This is a genomic window from Lysobacter yananisis (assembly GCF_031199375.1).
In the GTDB taxonomy this organism is placed as follows: domain Bacteria; phylum Pseudomonadota; class Gammaproteobacteria; order Xanthomonadales; family Xanthomonadaceae; genus Lysobacter; species Lysobacter yananisis.
This window is the reverse complement of the sequence record NZ_CP133568.1, coordinates 676187-702372: the sequence shown is the minus strand read 5'-3', so window position 1 is coordinate 702372 and position 26186 is coordinate 676187. Positions and strand designations below refer to the sequence as shown.

Annotated in this window: 17 protein-coding genes; 10 read left to right on the top strand and 7 right to left on the bottom strand. The window is 69.8% G+C overall.

The features are described from left to right. Window positions 1-6: 6 nt before the first annotated feature. The 4 genes from RDV84_RS03010 to RDV84_RS02995 form a co-directional block, all read right to left on the bottom strand. Complete coding sequence (locus RDV84_RS03010; protein WP_057946226.1) at window positions 7-1335, bottom strand: ABC transporter permease; 1329 nt, start codon at window positions 1333-1335, stop codon at window positions 7-9. A 10-nt stretch (window positions 1336-1345) separates the two neighbouring features. Beyond that, the gene (locus RDV84_RS03005; protein WP_057946227.1) at window positions 1346-2068 is read right to left on the bottom strand and encodes an ABC transporter ATP-binding protein; all 723 of its coding nucleotides are present in this window, start codon (window positions 2066-2068) and stop codon (window positions 1346-1348) included. A gap of 201 nt (window positions 2069-2269) precedes the next feature. Continuing rightward, window positions 2270-2479, bottom strand: coding sequence for a hypothetical protein (locus RDV84_RS03000; protein WP_309152398.1), 210 nt, complete (start codon window positions 2477-2479; stop codon window positions 2270-2272). 2 nt (window positions 2480-2481) lie between these two features. Further along, window positions 2482-3765 (bottom strand): efflux RND transporter periplasmic adaptor subunit, encoded by a 1284-nt coding sequence (locus RDV84_RS02995; RefSeq protein ID WP_123649745.1) that lies wholly within the window; start codon window positions 3763-3765, stop codon window positions 2482-2484. Window positions 3766-3950: 185 nt separating this feature from the next. Here RDV84_RS02995 and glmS point away from each other — a divergent pair, with 185 nt between their 5' ends. Next, on the top strand, window positions 3951-5783 hold the full coding sequence (gene glmS, locus RDV84_RS02990; RefSeq protein ID WP_309152397.1) for a glutamine--fructose-6-phosphate transaminase (isomerizing): 1833 nt from the start codon (window positions 3951-3953) through the stop codon (window positions 5781-5783). 435 nt (window positions 5784-6218) lie between these two features. Next, window positions 6219-7073 carry an NmrA family NAD(P)-binding protein gene (locus RDV84_RS02985; RefSeq protein ID WP_309152396.1) on the top strand — a complete coding sequence of 285 codons (855 nt, stop codon included), beginning with the start codon at window positions 6219-6221 and terminating at the stop codon, window positions 7071-7073. 19 nt (window positions 7074-7092) lie between these two features. Here the strand turns inward: RDV84_RS02985 and RDV84_RS02980 are convergent, their stop codons facing one another. The 3 genes from RDV84_RS02980 to RDV84_RS02970 all read right to left on the bottom strand — a co-directional run bounded on the left by RDV84_RS02980 (window position 7093) and on the right by RDV84_RS02970 (window position 9931). Continuing rightward, complete coding sequence (locus tag RDV84_RS02980) at window positions 7093-8541, bottom strand: DUF2235 domain-containing protein (protein ID WP_309152395.1); 1449 nt, start codon at window positions 8539-8541, stop codon at window positions 7093-7095. An 86-nt stretch (window positions 8542-8627) separates the two neighbouring features. Then, on the bottom strand, window positions 8628-9029 hold the full coding sequence (locus RDV84_RS02975) for a hypothetical protein (RefSeq protein ID WP_078999274.1): 402 nt from the start codon (window positions 9027-9029) through the stop codon (window positions 8628-8630). A gap of 14 nt (window positions 9030-9043) precedes the next feature. Further along, window positions 9044-9931, bottom strand: a complete 888-nt coding sequence (locus tag RDV84_RS02970) for a hypothetical protein (protein WP_309152394.1) — start codon at window positions 9929-9931, stop codon at window positions 9044-9046. A 577-nt stretch (window positions 9932-10508) separates the two neighbouring features. On the opposite strand from RDV84_RS02970, the gene RDV84_RS02965 reads away from it, so the two are divergent. The 8 genes from RDV84_RS02965 (at window position 10509) to RDV84_RS02930 (ending at window position 25888) form a co-directional block, all read left to right on the top strand. Continuing rightward, window positions 10509-12779, top strand: coding sequence for a hypothetical protein (locus RDV84_RS02965; RefSeq protein ID WP_309152393.1), 2271 nt, complete (start codon window positions 10509-10511; stop codon window positions 12777-12779). Window position 12780: 1 nt separating this feature from the next. Next, on the top strand, window positions 12781-14601 hold the full coding sequence (locus RDV84_RS02960; RefSeq protein ID WP_309152392.1) for a hypothetical protein: 1821 nt from the start codon (window positions 12781-12783) through the stop codon (window positions 14599-14601). Between the two features lie 31 nt (window positions 14602-14632). Further along, window positions 14633-15334 carry a hypothetical protein gene (locus tag RDV84_RS02955; RefSeq protein WP_309152391.1) on the top strand — a complete coding sequence of 234 codons (702 nt, stop codon included), beginning with the start codon at window positions 14633-14635 and terminating at the stop codon, window positions 15332-15334. Window positions 15335-15827: 493 nt separating this feature from the next. Then, window positions 15828-17984 carry a hypothetical protein gene (locus RDV84_RS02950; RefSeq protein ID WP_250446473.1) on the top strand — a complete coding sequence of 719 codons (2157 nt, stop codon included), beginning with the start codon at window positions 15828-15830 and terminating at the stop codon, window positions 17982-17984. Window positions 17985-18071: 87 nt separating this feature from the next. Continuing rightward, window positions 18072-20351 (top strand): hypothetical protein, encoded by a 2280-nt coding sequence (locus RDV84_RS02945; protein WP_309152390.1) that lies wholly within the window; start codon window positions 18072-18074, stop codon window positions 20349-20351. 252 nt (window positions 20352-20603) lie between these two features. Then, the gene (locus tag RDV84_RS02940) at window positions 20604-23996 is read left to right on the top strand and encodes a hypothetical protein (protein WP_309152389.1); all 3393 of its coding nucleotides are present in this window, start codon (window positions 20604-20606) and stop codon (window positions 23994-23996) included. A gap of 60 nt (window positions 23997-24056) precedes the next feature. Then, entirely contained in the window at window positions 24057-24977 is a 921-nt protein-coding gene (locus tag RDV84_RS02935) for a hypothetical protein (protein ID WP_309152388.1), read from the top strand. Then, the gene (locus RDV84_RS02930; protein ID WP_309152387.1) at window positions 24974-25888 is read left to right on the top strand and encodes a hypothetical protein; all 915 of its coding nucleotides are present in this window, start codon (window positions 24974-24976) and stop codon (window positions 25886-25888) included. Before RDV84_RS02935 ends, RDV84_RS02930 begins: the two co-directional genes overlap by 4 nt. Window positions 25889-26186 lie beyond the last annotated feature (298 nt).

Sequence of the window (26186 nt, the reverse complement as noted above, 5' to 3'; positions counted from 1 at the left end):
CGGGCCTCACTGGCTCTTGAGCTGGATGGCGGGCGTCACCTGGCAAGCGCGCCAGGCGGGCAGCAGCCCGGCCAGCACGCTGGCGGCGACGGCCAGGACGAAGGTGAAAGCGAGCATGGTCGGGTCCAGGTGGGCCAGTCCCGCATAGCTGGTCTGTTGCTGGCGCACCGCCCACAGGCCGAGCTGGGCCAGCAGCAGGCCGAGCAGGCCGCCGGCCAGGCCGACGCTGCCGGCTTCGGTCAGGCACTGGGCGAAGATCTGGCGGCGGGTGGCGCCGAGCGCGCGGCGCACGCCGATCTCGCCGGAGCGGCGCAGGAACTTGGCCAGCAGCAGACCGACCGTGTTGAGCAGGCACACCGCGAGGAAGCCGAACGCCAGCCACATCTGCAGGCGCACGTCGGCCGGCACCACGCGCTTGTAGTCGAGCCAGCCCATCAGCGTGTCGAGCTCGGGCGCGGTCGGGCGCACGAAGCGGCCGGCGGCGCGTTGCTGCGCGCTGTAGTTGACCAGGTACTGGCGGTAGGCGTCGGCCTTCTGCGCGCTGCCCAGTTCCACCCAGTACTGGACCCAGGCGCATTCGGCGTTGAGCGAGCGGTTGCCTTCCGGCAAGGCGCTGCTGTCGCCCCAGCAATCGATGTTGCCTTGCGGATTCATGCGCAGGTCGCGCGAGGTGCTGAACGGCACGAACAAGTCTTCGGGCTCGCCGAAGCCGCGCTGCAGGGTCAGGTCGTAGAAGTTGGGCTGCGGATGCCAGGACTCGATCACCCCGACCACGCGCAGTTCGTGGTTGTCCACCCACACCGACTTGCCGACGCTGTCGACGCCGCCGAACAGGCGGTCGTTGAGGGTCTTGCCGAGCACCGCCACGCGCGCGCGGTCGGCGTCTTCCTTGCCGGTCCACGCGGCGCCGTACTTGAACGGCACCTTGAACATGGGGAAGAAGTCGGCCGAGGTGAAGCGCGAGTTCTGGCGGAACGCCGGCAGGTTGTCGCGGCGCGGTTCGATCGCCACGTTGCCGGCGGTCATCAGCGCCTGGCGGTCGGCGCGCGCTTCGCGCAGCAGCGTTTCGGCGTCGAAGCGGGTCATGCTGTCGGAAGGCTCGTGGTTGGGCACGTAGCCGGTCATCGAGCGCGGCTCCAGGCGCGGGTGGAACAGGTTCTGGCTCTGGCCCGGCAGCGGATCGCCGGAGAGCACGTAGAACACGGTCAGGGTGGTCATCGCCGCGCCGATGCCGAGCGCGATGGCGACCACCATCAGCGCGGTCAGCACCCGGTTGCGCTTGAAGCTGCGCGCGGCGAGCTGCAGGTAGTAGACGAACTGGCTGTTGCCGGACATGGGCGCGGCCTCAGGCGGTGGCGTCGGCGGTGGCGCCCGCCGCGGCGCGGATCAGGCTCGGCTCGGCGCGCAGGTCGGTGGCCATGCCGTCGACGATGTGCACGTTGCGCTGGGCGCGCGCGGCCAGTTCCGGATCGTGGGTGACCATGACGATGGTGGTGCCCTGGGCGTTGATGTCCTCCAGCAGTTCCATCACCCCGCGCGCCATCTGCGAATCCAGGTTGCCGGTGGGTTCGTCGGCCAGCAGCAACCGCGGCGAGCCGGCCAGCGCGCGCGCGATCGCCGCGCGCTGCTGCTGGCCGCCGGACAGTTCGGTCGGGTAGTGGCGCATGCGCGAGCCCAGGCCGACCTGGGTCAGCGCCTGCTCGATGCGCTCGCGGCGCTCGGCCGCGGGCATGCGCCGGTAGCGCAGCGGCACGTCGCAGTTGTCGAACAGGTTGAGGTCGGGAATCAGGTTGAAGCTTTGGAAGATGAAGCCGATCTTCTGGTTGCGCAGGCGCGAGCGGGCGTCGTCGGACAGGCCGCTGACGTTCTCGCCGTCGAGCGTGTACTCGCCGCCGGTGAAGGTCTCCAGCAGGCCGGCGATGTTGAGGAAGGTGGTCTTGCCCGAACCCGACGGCCCGGTCACGGCGACGAATTCGCCGTCGCGCACGTGCAGGTCCAGCGAGCGCAGCGCGTGGGTTTCGACGAGTTCGGTGCGGTAGACCTTGGTGACCTGGCGCATCTGCAGCATGGCGGTGTCCTTGCAGCGGGGATTGGAGATTGGGGATTCGGGATCGGAGATGAAGCGGGGCGGCGCGGCCTTCGGGCCGTCATCCCCGCGCAGATGGGGATCCAGAGACTTCAGCGTCATGCATCGATGAAACCCTGGATTCCCCTCTGCGCGGGGATGACGGCCCGGCGGACGCGCGGCACCTGCAACACGCGGCGCGCCTCAACGCACCGAGAACAGCGGCAGCGCGATCGCGGCGGCGAAGCGCAGGCGGGTGCGCTTGGGCGCCGGAGCGGCGGCGTTGGCGCTGTCGGCGCGCTCGCCGTCGTGGTTGAAGTCGATCAACTGGTGCAGCCGCAGCGGCACCGCATCGGTCAGTTCCTGGGCGTTCCACAGCGGGGCGAAGTCGTAGGCGTTGTTGGCGGCGTTCATGATCATTCTCCGGAAATGCGGACGGTTTCAGCGTTGGCGAACTGGTCTGCGCCGGAGACGACGATGCGTTCTCCCGGCTGCAGGCCCTCGAGGATTTCCACTTGGCTCAGGCTGCTCGCGCCGGTACGAATGGCGCGACGCGTGGCGACGCCGCCGGCGACCACGTAGGCGGTGGTGCCGCCGTCCTGTTCCAGGAACGGCCCGCGCTCGACGGTGAGCGCGTTGCGGCGGGTGTCGAGCACGATGCGCGCGCTCAGGCGCTGGTTCTGGCGCAGCGCCGGCGGCTGCGCGCCGGCGAAGCGCAGGCGGCTGACCACTTCGCCGGCGACCACTTCCGGCGACACCGCCGAGATCCTGGCCGCGTAGGACTTGCCGTCGTTGCCGGCGATCTGCGCCGGCATGCCGATGGCGAGGTCGCGGGCGAAGCTTTCCGGCACCTTGATCTCGACCTCGAACACGCTCAGGTCGACCACGCTCAGCACCGGATCGTTGATGGCGACGTTGGCGCGCTGCGCCACCTGCACCTGGCCGACCTGGCCGTCGAACGGCGCGCGCAGGGTCAGCGCGTCGACCTGGCGCTGGGCCTCGGCGACGATGGCGGCCTGGCGCTGCGCCAGCAGGCGCTTGTTGCGCGCGTCCAGCGCGGCGCTGCGGTCCTGGCGGCCCAAGCCTTCGCGCGCGTGGCTCAGGCCGATTTCGGCCTTCTTCAGTTCGTCCTGGGCCTTGGCCACGTCGACCTTGGCCACCGCGCCGCCTTCGAAGGCGCGGTTGTAGCGCTCCAGGTCGCGCTCGGCGGCGACGCGGTCGATGCCGGCCTGGTCGAATTCCTTGCGCGCGGTCGAGCGCGCCAGTTCGCCGTCGAGTTCGGCGCGGCTGGCCTCGGCTTCCAGGCCGGCCAGGGTGGACTGCTCCTGGGCGAGCTTGCTGCGCAGTTCCGGGCTGTCGATCTCGGCCAGCACCTGGCCCTTGCGCACCACGTCGCCGGCGACGACCTTGAGGTCGACCGAACCGCCGGCGATGGCGTAGAGGATCGGGTTGTTGGCCGCGATCACCCGGCCGTCGGCGGCGATGTCGCGGACCAGGTCGCCGCGCTTGACCTCGGCGATGCGCAGGCGCTCGGCCGAGACCGAGGCGCCGCCGGCGGCCCAGCCGGCCGCGACCCAGGCGCCGGCGCCGAGCACCAGCGCGCCGACCGCGGCGCCCAGCGCCCATTGCCGGCGGCGACGGCTCTGGCCGGCGGCGGGGGCGACGCGGTGGTCTTGGGCGGAGGTGTCGCGGATGCTCATCGAAGGCGCTCGGCAGGGTCTTTGCCCTAATGCCAAGCACATCCCGTGCCAACTTTAAGTTATTGATTTTTATGATGTGTGGCGGCTGTCCGGGCGTCCGTTCGTCCGGACAGGGCGTCCGCGCGGACACCGTCCGAGCCCGTCCGCAGCTAGAATGCGGTCACATTTCTTGGAGCGACTCCAGCATGTGCGGAATCGTTGGCGCGATCGCCGATCGCGATGTGGTACCGGTCCTGATCGACGGCCTGAAGCGGCTGGAATACCGCGGTTACGACTCGGCGGGCATCGCCGTGTTCGACGGCGCGCAGCTGCGCCGGGTGCGCCGGACCGGGCGCGTGTCGGAGATGGAGAATGCGGCCCAGGCCGAGGGCTTCAGCGCCCAGGTTGGCATCGGCCATACGCGCTGGGCGACCCACGGCGGGGTGACCGAAGCCAATGCGCATCCGCACATCAGCTTCGGCGAACTGGCGGTGGTGCACAACGGCATCATCGAGAACCACGACGAGCAGCGCGAGCGTTTGCGCGCGGCCGGCTATGCGTTCGAATCGCAGACCGACACCGAGGTGATCGCGCATCTGGTGCATTTCCATCTGCGGCAAGGGCTCGATCTGCTCGCCGCGGTGCAATCGGCGGCGCGCGAGCTGGTCGGCGCATACGCGATCGCGGTGGTGAGCTTGAACGAGCCGGGCCGCTTGATCGCCGCGCGCATGGGCTGCCCGCTGCTGGTCGGCCTCGGCGAGGGCGAGAACTTCGTCGCCAGCGACGTCTCGGCGATCGTGCAGGCCACGCGCCGGGTGATCTTCCTGGAAGAGGGCGACACCGCCGAGATCACCCGCGCTGCGGTGCGGGTGTTCGATGCGGGCGGCGCGGCGATCGAGCGCGAAGTGCACCTGTCGGACGTGTCGCTGGCCTCGCTGGAACTGGGGCCGTACCGGCACTTCATGCAGAAGGAGATCCACGAGCAGCCGCGCGCGATCGCCGACACGATCGAGGCGGTGATCGACAACAACGGCTTCAGCGCGTCGTTGTTCGGAGCCCAGGCCGAAGAGGTGTTCGCCGGCGTCGAGGGCGTGCAGATCCTGGCCTGCGGCACCAGCTATTACGCCGGCCTGACCGCGCGCTACTGGATCGAAGCCATCGCCGGCCTGCCGTGCCAGGTCGAGATCGCCAGCGAATACCGCTACCGCGCGGCAGTGGCGAACCCGAAGCAGTTGATCGTGACCATTTCGCAGTCGGGCGAAACGCTCGACACGATGGAAGCGCTGAAATACGCCAAGTCGCTGGGCCACGACAAGACGCTGTCGATCTGCAACGTGCCCGAGAGCGCGATCCCGCGCGCGAGCACGCTGGTGTACTACACCCGCGCCGGCGCCGAGATCGGCGTGGCCTCGACCAAGGCCTTCACCACGCAGCTGGTGGCGCTGTTCACCCTGACCGCGACCCTGGCCAAGCTGCGCGGCGCGCTCAGCGACGAACAGGAAGCCGAATACCTCGACGCGTTGCGCCACCTGCCGGGCAGCGTGCAGCACGCGCTGAACCTGGAGCCGCAGGTGGCGGGCTGGGCGGAGCGTTTCGCGCCCAAGCACCATGCGCTGTTCCTGGGGCGCGGGGTGCATTACCCGATCGCGCTGGAAGGCGCGCTCAAGCTCAAGGAAATCTCGTACATCCACGCCGAGGCGTATCCGGCGGGCGAGCTCAAGCACGGCCCGCTGGCGCTGGTGGACGCGGCGATGCCGGTGGTGGTGATCGCGCCGAACGACAAGCTGCTGGAGAAGGTGAAGTCGAACATCCAGGAAGTGCGCGCGCGTGGCGGCGAGATGTTCGTATTCGCCGACCTGGACAGCCATTTCGGCGAATCCGAGCAGGTGCACGTGATCCGCACGCCGCGCCATGTCGGCGTGCTGTCGCCGGTGGTGCATGCGATCCCGGTGCAGCTGCTGGCCTACCACGCGGCGCTGGCGCGCGGGACGGATGTGGACAAACCGCGGAATCTGGCGAAGGCGGTTACGGTGGAGTAAGCGGTCGTGGCGGCGCCGCGGGCTTGGGCTCGCGGCGCTGGTTGCCGCAGTAGCAGCGACAACTGCAGCAATAGCAACGGCAAGATCAAAATGGGTTCCGGCTTTCGCCGGAATGACGGTGTGAGGGGAATGACGGGGTGAGGGGGCCGCGGCGATCATGCGCCGGCGTCCTCACAATACCGTCATTCCGGCGAACGCCGGAATCCATTTTGCTTTTTGCTTTGTCAGTGCTTGGCGAGAACCGAATCGTTCCCGTCCTGCCCGGAACTACGGTGGCGAGCGCTGTTCTGGTTGAGGATCGCGACGACGCCGATGCCGACGCGAACCACGCGCTAAGCGCCGCAGCCGCACTACGTTCTCTTCACCTCCCCATGCCGCCGGCCTTACCGCGACGCGCCTAATCTGGCGCGCATCGTCCCCGACGCAGGCATCGGCATGCACATCGTGTTAGGCGGAACCGGACATGTAGGCTCGGCGCTGGCGTGCGAGTTGATCGCGCGCGGCGAGCCGGTGACCGTGGTCAGCCACGACCCGCGGCAGCGCGAGCCCTGGCTGGCGCGCGGCGCGCAGGTGGCGCTGGCGGACGTGCACGACACCGCCGGCCTGCGCCGGTTGTTCCGCCAGGGGCGGCGACTGTTCCTGCTCAATCCGCCCGGCGACGTCGGCGGCGACAGCGATGCGGCGGAAAAGGCCAGCCTGTATTCGATCCTGGCCGCGCTGGAGGATTCGGGCCTGGAAAAGATCGTCGCCGAGTCGACCTACGGCGCCCAGCCGGTCGAGCGCGCAGGCGACCTCGGCGTGCTGTACGCGATGGAGCGCGCGCTGGCCGCGCAACCGATTCCGTTCAGCACGATCCGCGCCGCGTACTACATGAGCAATTGGGATGCGTCCCTGGCGAGCGCGCGCGACGACGGCATCGTACGCAGTTTCCTGCCGGCCGACTTCCGCCTGCCGATGGTGGCGCCGCGCGATCTGGGCTTGGCCGCGGCCGAATTGATGATCGCGCCGGCCGACGAGCGCGTGCTGCGCTACGTCGAGGGACCGAGGCGCTATTCGCCGCGCGACGTGGCGGCCTGCTTCGCCAGCGCGTTGCGGCGCGAAGTCGCGGTCGAGGAAGTGCCGCGCGATCGCTGGGTCGAGGGATTTCGCGAGCAGGGCTTCTCGCAGGCGGCGGCCGAATCGTATGCGGCGATGACCGCGCTGACCGTCGATAAACTGGAGCTGGCGGACGATCCGGTGTGCGGGGCGACCGGCTTGCGCGAGTACATCGACGCGCTGGTCGGGGCGTAGCGGCGCGCCGGCCTCGGGGCTAGGGCGCCGAGGTCTGCGAGGTCGCGACCGCGGGCGCGTCGGCCGAGGCTGGCGGGTAATACATTTCGAGCCCGCGATGGCGCTTCAGCGCATCCGGGCGATAGGCGCCGTCGAGGTCGCAGATCGTCACCCGTTCCGCCCGTAGCCGTTCCAGCACGCTGGGATCCAGGTCCGGCCCGGGCGCGCGCGCCGCGCGCGGCCAAGCGGCGATCCGCGACAGCCACGGATGCCGTTGCCGTTGCGCGAATATCTCGCAGTGCTGCAGGCCGCAGGCGTCGGGGTACAGCTGCAGTTTGCCGCGGTCTAGCTGGATCGGCTGCGGCAACTTCTGGAGCTCGTCCACCATCCAGGCCAGGGCGATGTCCGACAATCGCGATTCGTCTTCCGGATAACTGCCGCCGATGTCGGAGTGGTTGCCGGCGAACCAGCGCTGCTTGAAGCGGCCTTCGTCGATCTGCTGACGGTTGCCGCTGCCGCCCCAGGTGACCCGGCCGAACTGGCGGCGGTTTTCGTCGATCGCCAGGGCGTGGCGGACCTGGGCGATGCGCGGGTCCAGCAGCCGGTCGTAATGTTCCGAGTTCCACAGCGCCAGATGAAAGCGCGGGCCGCCGCCGCGGACGTCGGCCGAGGCGTAGCGCAGCGTCGCCTTGAGATACGCGGCCGCGACGCTGAGGCCCAGCGCGGCCAGCGTCGCCGCGAACGCGATCCATCCGCCGCCGCCCAGCCACGATTCGCTCGCCGCGCCGATCGCGATGGCGGCCATGAGCGCAACCAGCAGGCCGGCCAGGATCAGCAGCATGCGCGTCGGCAAGGGCAGGCCCAACGCGGCCACGGCGTCGAACACGCCGACGAACTCGGGATGCACATCGCCGCGGTGGGGATCGTCGCCGGCGGCGTACTTGCGGCGGAAGCGGCGGGCGATGGCTTCGCGCTGGGACTCAAAGCGCTCGCGCGGATGGCCGGCGCCGTGTTCGTAGACCCGGGTCACGGCTTCTTCGGCGATCGCGCGCAACGCGCGGCCCGCGCGCGGCAGCGGTCCGCCGCGGCCGTCGCCGGTCGGCACGCCGCACAGGTTCAACACGTTGGCCACGCAGCGCACCGTGTAGCCGCCGCGGCTGAAGCCGAACAGGAAGATCCGGTCGCCCGGTTCGTAGCGCTTGAGGATCGCCTCGTAGCAATCCACCACATTGCGGCTGAAACCCAATCCGCACGCCAGCCCGGCCAGGGACTTCAGCCGCTGCCAGGCATTCAGGCGCACGCGTCCGGCGGCGGTGGCGGTGCCCAGGCCCGGGTCGTAGAACGCGACTTGCCGCTTGGGATCGATCGCGTTGTCCGGGCCCACGCGGGTGGCCCGGAACAGCTTGTAGATGTTGCTGAGCTGCTGATCCGGGCGCACGCCGCCGGCCTGTCCGGTGCCGTCGGCGAAGATGAGGATGGTCTTGGGCATGCGGCGCGGTCGCTCCGGCGGATCGGGCCCGGACCGCGCGCGGCGAGGCGCGCGAACCGGGGCGTTTGGGTTCGCGCGGACGCGGCCTAGACCAGATCCGCGACGCCCTTGCCCGCCTTGACCACGGCCTTGGCGTTGCCCGACGCCAGCGCGCCGGCGAGGACCACCAGCGCGGCGACGATCTCCAGGCCCTTGCGGAACGTCTTGACCGTCTCGATGCGGGCCTTGGCGTCGGCGATGGCCTGTTCGATGTTCTGCCCGGCCTGCGCCGCGGCGTCGAGCGCCGCGCCGAGATTGACCGCGGCCACCACCGAGGCCTCGGCGCGCAGTTCCATTTCCTTGATCCGCGCGTCGGTGTACTCGTCCAGGCTCATCTTGCCGGCGGCATAGGCTTGCCGGCTGCGGTCGCGAATGGCGTCGGCGGCATCGTCGAGCTGGTTGGCGATGTCGAAAGCGGATTTCTTGGCTTGCGCCAGCGGGGTCGGCATGGGAGCGCTCCGGGTTAGAGGGTGGCGAAGCTCTTGCGGATCGACTTGAGGTCGGCGGCGGCCTCGCGCAGGGTAGCCTGCAGCTGCTTGTCGTCGAGGCGGTCCACGTTCCGCACCAGCGCGCTGTGCGCCGCGCGCACTTGCGCGATGCCGGCGGCCGCGGCCTGCTGCGCTTTCAAGGCGTCGGCCTGCGCGGCCTTGTCGATGCGCGCGGTGCGCCGCAGCAGCGTCACCACCGCGTCGCGCCGCGCGGGAGTCAGTTCGCTGTCGCCTTTCAGCTCGGCCGTCCATGCGGCTTCGCGCAGCTCGGACCTCGCGTCGTAGCTCGCGGCTTCGTCGCGCAGCACGATGCCGTAGGCCTGCGTCGCCAGTTCCATCGCTTCCAGCAGCTTGTCCATGTCCTCGCCGTTGCGCTCGACCATGCGCTTGACGTCCTTGGCCTGCTGCACGGCCAGCGCCCAGTTCACCACGCGCTGGGCGATGTTGCTGTAGGCCTGCACGTGGCCGGCGTCGATGTGCAAATCTTCGGACGCGGCGATCGCATCGGAGACCTTGCCCAACTCGCCCGCCACCGAGTACGCGTCCTCGCCCGCCAGCAGCGCCAGCGCGGCCATGTAGCCGGTGGTGGTCGCATGCAGCTTGAGCAGGGTGTCCTTGTCGCGCGCGCTGACCGTGCGCAGGTTCTGCAGCTTCGCGCGCAGCGGGTCGTAGCGCTTGTCCGGCGGCAGGTCGGCGAGCTGCCGGTCGGCGCTGGTGACATAGCGTTCGGTCACGCCCTGGTAGCCGGTCAGCCGCGCCGAACTGCCGGCGAACTCGCGCACCGGGCCGAGGTTGACGCAGCCGCACAACAGCGCGGCCAGGACCAGGCCGCCGGCGCGGCCGATATGCCTCAAGGCAAGCATGAGTGGTTCCCCTGTGTGATGTCGCGGACGGTCGATCCATCAACCGCCGGACGGCGTGGCGGCCTGCCGGCGCGGTTGCGAAGTCGTGGTGCTGCGTAGGGTCATACGGATTGGCGCGGGCGTACCGGCCGCAGTGGGCGCACGCGCCCGGCCGCGGTGCTCTGCGCCGCGCCGGGTCGGCCGGATCGGGGCGGCGACCGGCATCGCCGCGATGTTTCATTCCTGAAATGTCCTGCCCGACGCGGCAGCGGCGTTTGTTCGGGGGTGACCGGCGCGTCCGCACCTGCATCGGGCGGCCCGGTCGAACAGCACATGGAATGGAGCGCGGCGCCGCGGGCGTCGCGATGGCGGCGCTTTGCGCCGGGCACAGGGAGAGGCATATGCCGCTGGGACGCTTGCTCAATCTCAATCAGATCGTCGCCGGCGTGCGTCCGGCGCCCGCGGCGGTGTCGGTCGCCGCGCCGATCCGGATTCCCGGCGTCGTGGTCGCGCCGCCGGTGCATGCCGCCACGCCGGTGGGCCGGCGCCCGCACAGCCCGCACCTGCACAGCCCGCACCCGCGCAGCCGGCGCCGACGGTGCGGGTCGCGCCGCCGTTCATGCCGGGCGCCGCGCTGCGGGTGAACCCGGCGATCGTGCGCGCGCAGCCGGCGATCGTCGCGCAACTGGAAGGCCGCACGCTGCGGCCGCGCCTGGACGTGCTGCGTCCGGGCCTGCTGCCGAACGCCGGCGGCGGCATCGCCCGCGCCGATTCGGCCTTTCCGATCAGCCCGAACGCGACGCCGGACGACCGCAGCGCGTTCGAGGATGCGAAGAATCCGCAGCAACGCTATTGGTTGCCGCGCTTCCGCTTGCGCAGCGCTGGCGGCCAGTACGAGATCAAGATCGCCCAGGGCCAGGACGGTCTGTGGGCGGTGAGTTTCGCGCTGGAGGCGTTTCCCGCGCCGGAGATCGCCGAAGCCGCGCGCACGATGGTGATGATGGGGATCAACCGCAGCGCGGTGATCGCCTACCGCGTGCCGGGCACCTCGATCGAACAGCGTTTGCCGGTGGCCGAGCTGATCGACGATCCGCGCGGCGGTTGCGTGGCGATGCTGCACTTGAGCCTGGCCGAGCGCGACGGTTTGCTGCGCGCGTTCATGGCCGCCGATGCGCAATGCCGGCTGATCGTCTCGCGCGGCTACACCGTGGCTGTGCCGCGACCGGCCGAAACCGCGCCGGACGCGCCCAAGCGCCAGCTGATGATGGTCAAGGGCCAGATGCAACTGCTGCGCGCGCCGGCGGCGATGTTGCGCGCCGAGGCGCTGGTCGCGGACGTGACGCCACCGCCGCCGCCGCCGGGCGTCGCCGCCGCCCGGCTCGCGCCGGGCGCGTTGAAGGCCGCGGCGATCCGCCCGATCGGCGGCGAATCGATCATCGCCGGCGACGAAGTGTTCCCGCGCAAGCCGTTCCCGCGTCCGCGGCCGATGCCGTTTCCGCGCCCGCAGCCGCAGCCCGAGCCGCAGCCGCAACCCGCGCCGGAACTGCGCTACGACATTTCCAACCAGCTGCAGGACTGCGCCATCGCCCTGCTGTTCGAACCGCAGCTGCATCCGTACCTGTATCCGGCCGGCAGCAACACCGGCGCGCAGGCGGCGCGCTGGGTCGTGCACGCGCTGCGCTATCCGGCCGACAGCGGCCGCGTCCACGCCTATTTCCAGGACATGAACGATCCGGCGCGGATCTATTACCTGCCCGATTCGTTCAAGCTCGCTCGCCGCGGCGACGCGCCGCATGCGCCGGCGCTGGTGTTCCAGGTCGACCAGGGCGAGAACGCCGAGCAGGCGATGGTCGATCTGACCTGCGAAGTGCGCCCGGTCACCGACGGCGAACGCCTGCTGGCCGCGCGCCGCGCCCTGGCCGACAAGGTGCCGGCCAGCGCCGACAACCCCAACCGCGAATTCGAACTGCGCCTGCTGCGCGCCAGCTCGACCCTGCAGATGTCGCTGCTGCGCAACGGCGCGGTGCGTTCGCAGGCGGTGCCGGCGACGATCGACTGGGACAACGGCTTCACCCTCAACGAGCGCTTCGAATTCAAGGATTTCCAGGACGTGTTCGGCGTGCTGATGACCGCCGGCGGCGCGTCCAACCTGCTGCAAGGCAGCGTGGTGGTGGCCAGCGGCGTCAACGAGAACGTGATGGTGCCGGTCAAGCTCAACTTCGCCGACATGGAAGGCGAGCTGTTCCGCTCGATCGAGACGCCCGACGCGCAGACCGGCGCGGTCGCGGTCAAGTTGATCAACGTCACCGAGAGCACGCTGCGCATCACCCGGCTGCCGGTGTGGATCACCCGCGGCGAAGGCTTGGTCGAAGGGCGCATCGAGGGCATGGACCTGAGCCAGCCGGTGGAGATCGCGCCCGAGCAGGGCCGCGATTTCACCGTGCAGCCGGTGTCCGCGCCGGCCGGCCCGCTGCCGGCCGACGCGATCTTCAACACCGCCTCGGTGCGCACGATCCCCGACGGCGAGGCGATCCTCAAGTACACCCTGGACGACCGCATCGACCAGGAAACCGTGCGCGCGGTGACGGTGATGACCACGCCGGAAGTGCTGGCCAACGCCGGCGGCGAGGGCGGCGAGATCCTCAACATCGTGGTCGAGTTCCGCGGCAACCGCCGGGTGGTGCTCGGCGCGGCCAACACCAGCGCCGACATCGAGGTGCCGGTGCCGCTGATGGACATCCTGCTGCGCAAGGACAGCGAGGGCTTCTACGAATACCGCCAGACCGTGGTGTACAAGTCCGGGCAGAAGGCGCCGGCCACGCCGTGGCGGCGCGACGACGCCGGCGTGCTGTTCGTGACGGCGCTCTGACATGTCGTTCGCCGCCCGCCCCGACTGGCGCTCGCCGCTGCCGATCGCGCAGCGCATCGCCTACGCCGCCTACGACCAGCCCGGCCGTTTCCTGCTGCCGCCGCAGGCGCTCGCGGCCGGCCGCGTCGAAGGCGGTTCGCCGCTGCGCCTGGACATCGTGCAACAGAATCGCCCCGATCAAGCGGGCGGCGGCACGCTGGCGCGTTACTCGATCCTGTCGCTGGCGTTCGCCGCCGACTTCGGCCTCGACGCCGCGCGCCAGGCCGCGTTCGAACTCGGCCAGCGCGTGCAGCTGGCGCCGCTGCCGGTGGAAGGCGGCTGGCTGCGGCTCAACGCGGTGCAGGCGCTGGACCTGCCGCCGGCGCTGGACGAACTGTTGCCGCTGGACGCGGCCAGCCTCAGCGCGTTGAACCTGGCCGTGCGGCTGGACAGCGCCGCCACCGACCTGTTCGTGGCGGCGCTGCAGCGCGGCTTGCTCGCGGTCGGCGCCAGCGCCTGGCTGCGCGTGCGCGGCGTGGCCGAGCGGGTGCCGCTGAACCTGACGTTCGATCCGGCGGCGTTGCTCGCCGCGGTGCGCGGCCTGAGCGGCGGCGCCGACGAGATCGATGCCGCGCTGCTGCGCCAGCGCCTGACCGACGCGCCGCAGTTGCTCGGACTCGGCTTGCCCGAACGTTCCGGCGATATTCCCGCGAGCGTGCTCGCCGACGCGGTGCTCGATCGCATCGCCGCGCGCCTGGCCGCGCCGAAACCTTCGCCGGCCGACGCCGCGCCGGGCGTGCGGCTGGTCTTCGACCCGGCGGCGATGGCGCCGGGCCGGGTGCAGTGGAACCTCGCCGACGCGTTGCTGGCGCCGCGCCTGCTGATCCTGGAGGCCGATCCGCTCGGCCCGCTGCGCACGCTGCCGGCCGGCGAACTGCACGACAAGGTGGTGCGCCGCTTCGATGCGCGCGCCCTGGCCAGCGGCTGGCGCAGCCTCAGCGTGCGCGCCAACCTGCCCGAGCGGCGCATCGGCGTGATGACTTCGCAGGTGGACATCCAAGTGCCGGCGCGGCCGCCGGCGCGCATGACCACGCTCAAGGCCAGCGCGTCGCTGGCGGCGTCCGACAAGCCGGTCGCGCTGGAGCTGCGGCTGTCGCCGAGCGAGCCGCTGGCGTATCAGTGGCAGACCAGCGCGGTGGTGCTCAGCGAAGGGCGCGCGGAAACCCTCAAGGGCCCGCTGCGCAGCGGCGAGCGCGAACACCTGCTGGTCGGTCCCGACGACTTCGGCCTGCGCCTGCTGCCGGTGGAGGCCGAGCCGGCGTTCCTGCAACAGGCCGACATCGAGGTCGAATGCTTCGGCACCCGCAAGGGCAAGCCGTGGAGCGCGCGCGGGCCGCTCGACGCCGCGCGACCGGCGCTGACCTTCGCCGTGCCGTTCGACGTCGACGACGCGCAGATCCGCGCCGTGGCACGCGCCCGCGACGGCGGCGCGCAGCGGCCGATGCCGCCGCAGCCGGCCGACGGCTTGCGCCTAGACGCTTTCAGCTTCGACGGCAGCGGCTCGCGCGAGTTGGCGCTGCAGTGCGAGTTCGACGACGACGCGCGCCAGTGCGCGATCGAGATCGCGCCGGAAGACGGCATCGACGATCCGCTGCGGCGCAAGCGCCTGAGCTTCACCCGCGCGCGGCCGCGGCAGGATTGGGGCTGGCTGGCGCTGTCGCCGTTCCGCGGCGGCTATCGCTGGCGCTGGAACGCGCAGGCGCCGTGGTCGCCGGTGCTGCAGCCCGACGCGCCGCTGCGGCTGCGCAGCAGCGAGGCCGCGCCGGCGGCGACCACCGGCTGAATCCACGCATCTCCAGGAAGGGAAGGATCGAATGAACGCGGACAAGGAAGCAGCGGATGCCGGCGATCTGGCCGGCGGATACGAAGAAGTGCAGGGCGTGCTGGTCGCGCAGGACGCCGACGGCGGCTGGCGCTACCGCGCGCGCGCGCCGGGGCTGGCGCGCGGTCCCGACGGCCGCGCCCAGTTCACCCTGGTCGGCGCGGGCGCGATCACGATGCTGGCCTTGACCGCCAGCTGGGGCGTGCCGGCCGCGACCCTGGATGCAGTGCGCGCCGAACTGGCCGCGCGCGCGCAGGTGCCGGCGGCGCAGCTGGGACTGGCGCCGGCGCCGGTCGAGGTCGGCACGGTGCGGCTGTTGCTCGGCGACGGCACCGGCGGCTTCGAGGAACTGGCCAAGGCCCAGTCCTCGGGCGTGCCGCCTTACCACGCGGCGTTCAACGTGATGCTCGACGCCGAGCGCGCGGACAAGGTGCGCAAGGCGCTCGGCGGCGAGCGCGGCTGGCTGCAGTTGCGCTACGAGGTGCGCGACGGGTTCGAGCCGCGCCGCAGCAGCGATGCGCGCAGCGAAGAGTCGCTGGCGGTGGACGTGTCCGTGCGCGATGCGCAAGGCGAGGCGGGCGTGAGCGCACGCATCGACTACAGCGAGCGGATCGAGGCCGACAGCGGCCGCGGCGAACCGCGCGAGCGATCGTATTCGGCCGACGCCGTGGATTGGGGGCTGCCGAAGCAGTGAAACGATCCGCCGCGCGGCGCGGCGGACGAGGCGATTGGAGCGGGACGCGACTGCGGATCGGCTGAGCGAGCGCCGACGCAGCCGCGGCCCGGTCCCAACGGCGCGAACGTGCGCCGGCGGCATGGGCCGCGACACAGGCGAACGACATCCGCGCGCGGCGCCGGCCTGCTCCGGTCCGCGACGGTAGCGCTCGTACCGGATTCGCGTGCGCGCCTGTCGGGCGCGCGCCGACAGGCGGTTTCGCGTCCGCGAAGGCGAAGAAAAACACCTGCAAATCGCGTGTTTTTCTGTGTCCGGAGCGAACTGTGATCGGCGTTGGATGATTCGAGCCGGCAACGAGTCCGGCGACGAATCGCACTCGCAGCCCGCCGCGCGGCGGGCGGGCGAAGGAATACGGCGCGCCTGCAACGCGCCCGGCAACGAACCGTCTCCGGGACCGCCCGGGACGTCCCAGGACAACGCGTTTTTCAGGACACGGATAAGGAGCAAGTCCATGCTTAAGATCGACAAGGTCGACACCCTCTTCGACCACGTGGTGTACGGCGACGACGCCAACGATTTCACCTACTACATCATGCCCAACGCGCCGACCTTCGCGAAGATGGCCAGCGGCGGCCTGGCCATGCGCTTCGTCGAGTACGGGCAGATCCGCGAGGACGGCGGCAAGAAGTTCGGCGGCTTCATCGCCTTCGACACCGAGCTGTCGGTGCCGGCGGACGTGCAGAAGAAGATCGCCGACGACCTGCAGAAGAAGCTGGCCGAGAAGTACAAGGGCAAGACCGTGCCCAAGGTCGCGATCGCGCCGGTGCTGTGGACAGACGGCACCGTCGAACTGCTGCTGACCGAGGGCGGCGCGCTGGTGGAGAAGATCCGCGGCGCCGGCAAGCCCTCGATCTACGGCAAGAACATCGCCTCGTTCATGGTCGAGCTGTCCGAGCTGGGCACGGCGATCTTCAAGGAGACCCTGAGCACCGGCTCGGCCTCGGCGGTGCAGGTGGTCTACAAGATGAACTGCTACATGCGCCTGCCGGAGATGAAGGCCTGGGGCACCTGGAACGCCTCGGAGTTCTACAGCTTCTTCCAGGACATCAACACCGAGGACAACTTCTGGAGCGAGGACAGCTACACCGAAGTCGTCAACTCCAGCCGCTACAAGAACGACGTCACCAAGACCCACTTCGACTTCGTCCAGGCGCCCAACCTCAGCGCCGAGGACAACGCCAAGCTCGAGTCCGACATCCGCGCGATCATCAACAAGCAGCTCGAGGCCGCGGTCCAGCGCAACATGCTCAAGGAGATCGCCGAAGTCGATCCCAACACGAAGGAGCTGCGCGAAGGCCAGGACATCGAGGACATCCGCCGCACCGTCAACAAGTCGCAGATCGCCAACGTGCGGGTGGAGTGGAGCGAGGCCAAGGCGGTCATCGTCAACCGCAACCCGCAGGGCATGCTGCCGACCATCACCTCGTTGATGGACGACAAGAAGAAGCCGCTGAAGTGGGAGGACTACTACTCCAAGATCAACCTGGACGAGTTCCTCAAGACCGTGCAGGTGGTGATGCGGGTCAACGCCGACTTCGCCAACCTGCCGATCCACAGCGTCGAGGTCAAGATCCGCTATCCGTACGGGCCGAACAAGAAGGTCCAGGAGTTCGTGTTCACCAAGCCCGACGACGTCGCCAAGTTCGAGGCCTTCGTCCACGAGGGCAAGCGCGACTTCACCTACCAGGTGACGGTGAACTACAAGGGCGCGACGTTCAAGCAGGTGTCGGAGGAGATCAAGACCGACGACACCAACCTGACCATCAACGTCGACGATCTCGGCGTGCTGGCGCTGGACATCGGCCCGGGCGACCTCGACTTCGCCCAGGTGCCGCGCACCCAGGTGACGGTGCGCTACAAGCACGGCAAGCAGCCGGTCGAAGCCAAGTTCAACATGACCAAGGACACGCCGACCTTCCAGCTGCGCAAGATCATCGGCAAGCCGCGCACCGAAGACATCGACCTGGAATTCCTGTACACCCTCGCCGACGGCCGCCAGATCAGGAAGACCGACAAGCAGCAGGCCAAGGAACTGTTCGTCGACGATCCGTTCTCCTCGACCAAGACCGTGAGCTTCCGCGCCGCCGGCAACCTGAGCGAGGAGATCGCCTCGATCACCGTCGACGCCAGCTACACCGACGCGGCCAACAAGTACAACCAGAAGACCATCGTCACCCTGTCGAGCGAGATGACCTCCTTCGACTGGACCTTCCCGGTGGTGGACGAGACCCTGGGCGAGGTCAAGTACTCGGTGACCACGCTGTTCGCCGACGGCACCAGCAAGGAAGAAGGCGAGAAGGTGGCCGCGCGCTCGACCATCCTGGTCGGCAAGAAGCTCGACCAGCTCGAAGTGTCGGTGGTGCCGGACCTGCTCAATTGGGACGAGCTCAAGCTGGTCAGCGTCTCGCTGGCGCACGGCACCAAGCGCATCGACCTGCGCTTCAAGCCCGGCGACGAGGAGAAGAGCTGGAAGCTGCCGCTGACCGACGGCGAGGCGCCGGACTACAAGGCCACCGTGACCTACTTCCTGACCGACGGCAGCCGCAAGGTGGTCGGTCCGGAGGTCAAGGACGACATGACCTTGTTCCTGGAACTGCCCGCCGCCTGAGTCGGGCACCGCGCGCGCGCGGCGGCTGGGGCCGCCGCGCGCCAGCCCCCTTCATCGCACCACGCCTGATTCGGAAGGAGTCCGATCATGCTTCTCCTCGACAGCCGCAGCCGCGAGATCAACGGCATCTCGGTCTTCCCCGACCACGCCGATCCCGAGCAGTGGTACTACATGCCGCTCAACCCGCACCTGACCACCGTGCGCGACAACGCGCTCGGCATGGACGTGCCGCAGTTCCTGCTGATCGGCTTCCGCGGCGACGCCGGCACCGGCGGTTTCCTCAACTTCGACTGCAACCTCGGCGCCAGCCAGAAGCAGATCGACGACCTCGCGCGCGAGATCGCCAACGCCGAAAACCTGCGCAACAAGCCGCGCATCGCGCCGGTGCCGCTGGAAGACGGCGGGGTCAAGCTGATGATGCTCGGCAAGGCCAGCGGCGATACCGCGGCCACGCCCGGCGGCGGGCCGCAGTTCGTGCTGAAGATCGACCACAACGCCAAGCCGGCGCTGTACGGAGCCAACCAGGCCGCGTTCTCGGTGCGCCTGGACCAGGACGGCTACACCGTGATGGAACAGTGCCTGGAAGGCGAGATCCTGCCGGTGGCGGTGATCTATTCGCTGGACTTCCTCGGCCTGCGCCCGGCCTACAACATCCGCCTGTCGATCGACTGGGACCGGGTGCAGAAGCACATGGACGAGAGCTTCTCCGGCGGCAACATCTTCTTCAGCACCGAGATCGGAAAGGCCGTGGACGAGCTGGTGGAGACCCGCGCGATCGTGCTGGAGTCCGACACCTTCGTCGCCGAGGGCGAGGACACCAAGGGCATCATCGACCGTCGCGACGCCGCCCTGGCGCAGGTGCGCAACATGGTCACCGACGCGTTCTTCCAGCCGAGCCTGCCGCCGTGGTCGCCGGAGAAGAAGAACGACTTCGAGCGCGGCCTGGACGCGATCGGCAAGTTCGCGGCCGAGTCGTCGGCGCGCGCCGCCGGCGGGCCGATCGGCGCGCTGTTGCCGAGCTTCAGCTACAAGCGCATGGACTACAAGCGCGTCGACAAGAAGAAGCTCAACGTCAATTTCTCCGAGCGCGTGGCGATCAAGCGCTCGATCTATCCGCAAGGGCACCTGGCGGCGCTGTTCAAGACCATCCGCGAAGGCAACGTGCCGCGCGACCGGCTGGTCAAGCAGATCAGCCTGGACAACGATTTCTTCAAGAAGCGCCGGGTCAAGGTGATCTCGCGCGCGGACCTGGCCGCCGACGACATCGGCAGCGTCAACGTGCGGGTGCGCTACGGCGACAAGGCGCAGAACGCGCTGCTCGGGGCGAACCAGGGCGAGGCCAGCTTCGAGTGGCTGAGCCAGCTCGACAAGGGCCAGATGAAGCGCGACGTGCAGGTCGAGTACGAGGTCAGCTTCAAGGGCGTGGACGCGGCCGAGCGGCCGACCAAGCTCAAGTCCAAGCCGCAGACCTTCGACGTGGAGAACGTCGAGATCATCCCGCGCGACCTGTACGCGATCAACACCGTGCCGGTGCTGGCCGAGAACTTCCCGTGGGACCGCTACAGCTCGGTCGACGTGTTCCTGCGCTATCGCGACCCGGCCAACAAGATCAACCAGAACGATCTGGTGCGGCTGACCAAGGATGCGCCGTCGGGTAGCTGGAAGATGTTCATGCTCGACCCGGCCAAGACCGCCTACGAGGTGCGCATCGTCCATCACGGCCTCAGCGGCGGCGACAGCGTGCGCGACTGGGCGCCGCTGGACGAGCCGCAGGTGACGGTGCGCAACCCGTTCCCGACCCGGCGCGTCGTGCAGGTGGTGCCGAACTTCAACTGGAACGAGGTGCAGGAAGTGTTCGTCGACCTGCGCTACGCGGACAAGGCCAACAACATCCAGGAGGACATGCAGATGTCGTTCCAGGAAGGCTCGGCCTCGCAGACGTTCGCGGTGGACCTGCGCAATCCCGAGATCAAGGGCGTGTTCTACAGCGTCAGCATCCTCTACAAGGACGGCCGCGACATCGAGGAGATCCCCGAGTCGGTCACCAACGGCAACCGGGTCATGCTCAAGTCGGGCATGAAGGGCCGGCGCATCGTCACGGTCAAGCCGCCCGCGGATTTCGCCAAGCGCAAGATGCGCAAGGTCAAGGTGTCGCTGCGTTTCGAGGACTTCACCGGCGGGTTGTCGTTCGCCGAGGACTTCGAATTCGCCGACGCGAAGGCCAGCGGCGAGTTCGAGTACGACTACCTCGACGCGGCGCGCATGCGCTACGAGTACAAGGCCAGCTACCTGCTCGAGAACGGCACCAACAAGAACGTCAACTGGGCGGCGGCGGAGACCACCGACCTGGTGTTGAAGATGCCCTGACCGGGACGCGTCCAACGCAACGCAACGGCCGGCGGACGCCGCGCCCCTCGCACGTACGTCATCCCCGCGAACGCGGGGATCCAGGGACTTCAGCGCCATGCATCGGCGAAGCCCTGGATGCTCGGCTCCGCCGAAGCGAAGCGGAGCCCGCGTTCGCGTGAACGACGAGCGCTTGGGAGCGCGCGCCCCGCCACCGCAAGAACAAGGAACGGCCGCGCCCCGCGCGCCACCGCAGAGCCCACGGAGTTCGTCATGCTCAGCCTGGAAAAACCCATCACCATCGACGGCATCACCGTCTTCCGCGACCACGCCGACAAGAGCCAGTTCTGGTACTTGCCGGGTCCGGTCGACCTGGCCAAGCGCCAGGCCGACGGGCGCAAGGAGTTCAACTTCCTCAAGTACCGCGTCGCCGACGCCTCGGCCGCGGACAAGGGCGGCGGCTTCGTCACCTTCGTCACCACCTTGCAGCTGCCCTCGTCGATGGAATCGAAGATCGTCGGCCGGCTCAACGCAGAGCCCGGCGCGGTGCCGCCGGTGCGGCTGACCTGCGCGACGTTCGAAGAGGGCACGGTGCAGTGCATCGCCCTCAACGTGCAGGGCGGCGGCGGCACGTCCGCGCAGCCGGCGGCGCCGGGCACGTTCAACGCGGTCGAGCACATCCTCGGCGCGACCGTGCCGTCGATGGACGCGGCCAACCGCGCCGCCTTCAGCCTGAGCCTGTCGGCCGAGGGCGCGACGATCCTGGAGCAGGCGCTCAGCGACGGCATGACCCCGATCGGCGTGGTCTACGACTTCAAGTACCTGGCCATGCGCCCGGCGCTGCGGGTCACCATCACCGCCGACTTCGAGCGCATCTACAACCACTTCAGCGCCAGCCTGGAAGGGCAGTACGCCTGGTTCAAGGCCGGCATCGACGCGGCCTTCGAATCGTTGGTGCAGAACGGCGTCATCGACATCCAGGTCGAGGCCTTCACCGATGCCGAAGACAAGCGCGACCAGGAGAAGTGGGCGCTGGATTTCTTCAAGAACGACCTGCTGAGCAAATGGTTCGAGCCGACCCTGGTGCCGGGCAAGCTGGCGACCGACGCGGCCAACGCGGGCGGCGGCCAGAGCGGCGGCACCGGTGGCGGGCAGGGCGGCGGCACCGGCGGCAGCGGCGGATCGAGCGGCGGCAGTTCGGGCGGCAGCAACGGTGGTTCGAGCGGCGGCAATTCGGGCGGCAGCAGCGGTGGATCGAGCGGCGGCAGTTCGGGCGGCAGCAGTGGTGGTTCCAGCGGAGGTAGTTCGGGCGGCAGCAGCGGTGGTTCGAGCGGCGGCAGTTCGGGCGGTAGCAGCGGCGGCTCGAGCGGCGGCAGTTCGGGCGGCAGCAGCGGCGGATCGAGCGGCGGCGGTTCGGGCGGCAGCAGCGGCGGCTCGAGCGGCGGCAGCTCGGGTGGCAGCAGCGGCGGAGGTTTCGCCGGCGGCACGTCGGGCGCGAGCGGTGGCACGCGCAGTGGCGGCGGCGTCAGCGCGGGCGGCTCTACCGGCGCGACCAGCGGCGGCACGGGAAGCACGGGAAGCACGGGCGGCACCGGCGGCACCACGCCGCCGGCGCCGCAGATCCAGCCGGCCGCGCTCACGGTCGATTCGACCGAGCCTTCGCCCTTGCCCGCGGGCTTGGGCGTGACCCACACGCCGGCCGCCAGCGGCCTGGCCGAGACGATCACCGTGACCGGCGCCGGCGCGGTGGTGAAGGTCGACGACCAAGTCGTCGCCGCCGACGCGCAGGGCCGCGTCAGCATCACCGTCAACCCGGACTCGGCCAAGCGCATCGACGTCGAATGGCCGGCGAGCACGCGCGAGCAGACCTTCGGCCTGTTCTTCGATTTCGACAAACCCGCCGAATCGGGCTGGAAGACCAATCCGCCGTCGCCGCAGTTCCGCGCCTACGTGGACAACACCACCACCGACCCGCGCTATCGCGATGCCTCCGGCACGCTGCGCATCGAAGGCGACGGCGACTGGAGCGGCAGCGAACGCGGCGCCGACCGGCTGATGGCGTGGATCCGCAATCTGCCGACGCCGCGCAACCTCAACTTCCAGGCCTACGCCAGCCACGAACACGTCAGCGGCGCCAGCGAAAGCCAGCGCGAGCAGTACAACCGGCGGCTGTCGCAGCGCCGGCTCGATGTCGCATTGGCGGTGGCCAAGCGCGCCGGCGTGCCGATCACGGTGACCACCCAGGCCGCCAACGGCGATGTGGTGCCCGCCGCGCGACCCGGCTCGCACTCGCCGATGGGCGGCGATCCGGACAACCGCGTCGTCCACGTCACCGGCCGCGCCGCCGGCACCACGCCGAACCGCTGGCACGGGCGCCTGCGCCGGCCTGCGTCGGTGACGCCGCCGAACCCCAATCCGAATCCGAACCCCAATCCGAATCCGAACCCCAATCCGAATCCAAACCCCAATCCCAACCCGAATCCAAACCCCAATCCAAATCCCAATCCAAATCCCAACCCAAATCCCAACCCAAATCCCAACCCAAATCCCAACCCAAATCCCAACCCGACGCCAACCGTGCCGACGCCGCCGACCGCGGTCAGCCTTTCGCTCAAGCTCAAGTTCGTGCACCAGGAAGAGCGCAAGAAGCTGACCCTGCGCTACAACCGCGCCGAGGCGGTGCGCCGCACCTACGCGCCGCAGGGCTTCTTCGGGCTGATGCTCGGCGACCTGCGCGACAAGTCCAAATACTTCAAGGAAATCGATCTCGACGATCCGTTCTTCCGCCAGTTCGCGGTCGAGGCCAGCCTGCCGATCGCGTTCGAGCCGATCGATCTCAAGTCGGTGCAGCTGGCGCTGGACTACGGCGACAAGAGCAAGCCGCGCGACCACAAGCACGCCGACTTCGTGTTCGGCCCCGGCGACAGCGCGGCCAAGCGTTTCGAAGTGTTCATGAACCAGACCCGCGACATCGGCTACGAAGCCTCGTACCAGTACCACTTCGATCCGCAGTCCGACTGGGCCGCCGACCGCACCTCCTACACCGTGCCGGCCGAGCGCACCGAGGACCGCACGCTGTTCGTCAATCCGTACGAACACGTCGAGTTCCGCCAGATCACCGCGACCGCCGGCGATGTCGACTGGGACGTGGTCGAGGCCATCGACGTCAAGCTGCAGGCGCGCGGCTACGCCTCGCCCGAGCCGAAGACGACGCTGACCCTGACCGCCAACTCCGGCCCCAAGACCTGGCGCCTGCGCGGGGCCAAACCGGCTCCGGCGAATCGCGGCGTGACGTACCAGATCGTGCAGCGGCGCAAGGGCGTCTCGCAGCCCGATCCGGCCACCCCGGCGGTCGAGGTCGACGTGCCCGAGCTGCTGGTCCACGACAGCTTCGAGGACGCGCTGCAGCTGGAGTTCATCCCGGTGTTCGACCCGACCATGGTCAAGCGCGTCTACATCGACGTGAAGTACGAGGACGGCGCGTACAAGCGCAGCGAGCGCATCGAAATGGCCAGTTCGCAGGCCGACCCGATCAAGCTGCGCATTGCGTTGAACAACAAGGACAAGCGCAAATACCGCCGGCGCTTCACCTTCGTCGGCATGCAGGGACAGTTCGACCAGCGCGCCTGGGTCGAGGACAGCGAAGAGCTGGTCGCGGTGCAATAAGGGGAGGAGCGCATGGACGCAGGCAATGCCAGGGACGGCTTCACGACAGGGAGAGCGAGCGTGAGCGAAGCGATGCCGCGGTCCGCCGGCGACGGCCCATTGGCCGCGCCGGTGATGGCGACGCTGCAACGGTTGCGCGCGGTGTTGCCGCTCCAGGCCGACGCGGCGCAGGCGCGGCTGGCGCGCACGCTGGCGCCGCTGGCGACCTCGCGCTGGCCCGAGGTGGCGTGGAACTTCAGCTCGCTGACCAACACCGGCCTGCCGGTGGAATTCGCCTGGACCTCGCGCGAAGCGGCGGTGCGCTGGACCGCCGAGGTCGCCGAGCCCGAGGCCGACGACGCGACCCGCTTGCAACGCGCCGCGCAGGCGCTGGATTGGGGCGGCGACCTGCGGCCATGGTTCGATCACCAACGCGGCGCGCGGCTGAAGTTCGGCGCCTGGGCCTCGGCGCGGCACGGCGAGGATTTCGCCGCCAAGCTCTACGCCGACCTGCCCGAAGGCCGGCTGCCGCCGCCGTGGCGCGGCCGTCATCGGTTGTTCGATTCGGCCTTGTTGTTCTGGCGCATGTGCGGGATCAATCCCGACGGCAGCGTCGAATGCTATGCGCGCGCCGACGAGCTCGACCTGGCCGCGCTGCGCGCGCTGGCCCGCGTCGCGCTCGGCGACGAGGCGGCGCTGCTGCAGCGCTTGCAGCGCGTGCTGCCGGCCGACGATCTGCCGCGCCCGTCGGGCATCAGCCTGGCGTTGTCGGCGCAGGGCGAGGTGCGCGCGCTGACCTGGTTCACCTTCGCCAAGGCGATCTTCCGCGACGACGCCCAGGTCGAAGCGTGCCTGCGCGCGCAGGGCGAGGGCGCGTCGGCGCAGGTCTACGCCGCGCTCGCCGCCGGCCCGGCCGACGGCCGCTGGCGCCACGGCATGATCGGCGTCGGCGCCGACATCGCCGGCAACGCCTGGGTGCAATGCGGCGTGCGGCCGACATGAGCGCCGCCGCGCCGGTGTGCCCGCCGCGGATCGCGCCCGCGCGCGTCGCCGCGGCCGAAAGGCGGCCTTACTTCATCGCCAGCGACGTGGTCCTGGACGGTCAGCGCCTGCGCGACCGCAACGGCTTCGTCACCGCGCTGGGCGTGCGCGCGCTGCGCCGCGCCCGCCTGCCGGTGCCGGCGGCGATGCTCGACGCGCTGCAACAGTGCCGTTCCGCGCGCGGCGGTTTCCGTTTCTGGCCCGAACGCGCGCATCCCGATTGGGCGCCACGCCTGCCCGACGATGCCGACGACACCGCGATCATGCTGCTGGAACTGCTGCGCGCGGGCCGGATAAGCCATGCCGACGCGCACCGCACCGCCTGCTTGGCGATCGCCCGCCGCCGCATCGCCCAGTTGCCGCTGCTGCGCCCGCCGTGGCTGCGCATCGGCGTGTTCGCGACCTGGAGCCGCGACGGCATCCGCCGCGATCTCGTCGACTGCACCGCGACCGCCAACGTGCTGGCCTTGTTCGCGCACTTGCGGCTCGCCCACCTGCCCGGCGTGCGCGAGGCCGCCGACATGCTCGCCGCCGCGCTGCGCTGGGCCGGCGACGACGAACTGCGCGCGGCCAGCCTGTCGCCGTTCTATCCCGACCCGGCCGAATTCGTCCTCGCGCTGGAGCACGCCGCCGAATGCGGCGCGCCCACGGCGGACGAACTGCATCGTCTCGCCGCGGCGACCGCATGGGGGCGCGACGCATCGGCGCGCAGCGAGCGCCCCGACCACGCGGTTTGCGGCAGCCCCTACGGCATGGCGGCGTGGCGTTCGCCCGAACTGGCGCGGCTGCGCGCGTGGGCGCGACGCAGCGGCGCGATGCGCCATCGCGATCTGCAGGCCGAGCTGGACGAGCAGATCACGGCGATGGCCTGAACCTCGCCCGCGCTTTTCGCTTGGGTCGAGTTCGCAGCGACCGGCAGCCCCGCGGTCGCGGCTTGCGCCGCTCCTACAGAGTCGCTTGCGCCGTGGCGTCGAAGGCCCCCTGTAGGAGCGGCGCAAGCCGCGACCGCGCCACATCGATTACAACGAACCGTCCATCGCGGCCGCGCCCGACCCGGCGCCACACACCGCTCCCGCAGGCGCGAAACCGCGCCGCCCATCGCATCGGCAAAAAAGAAGCCCGGCCTAAGCCGGGCTCCGTTCTCATCGCTCAAGGCCGAACCGGCCCCGG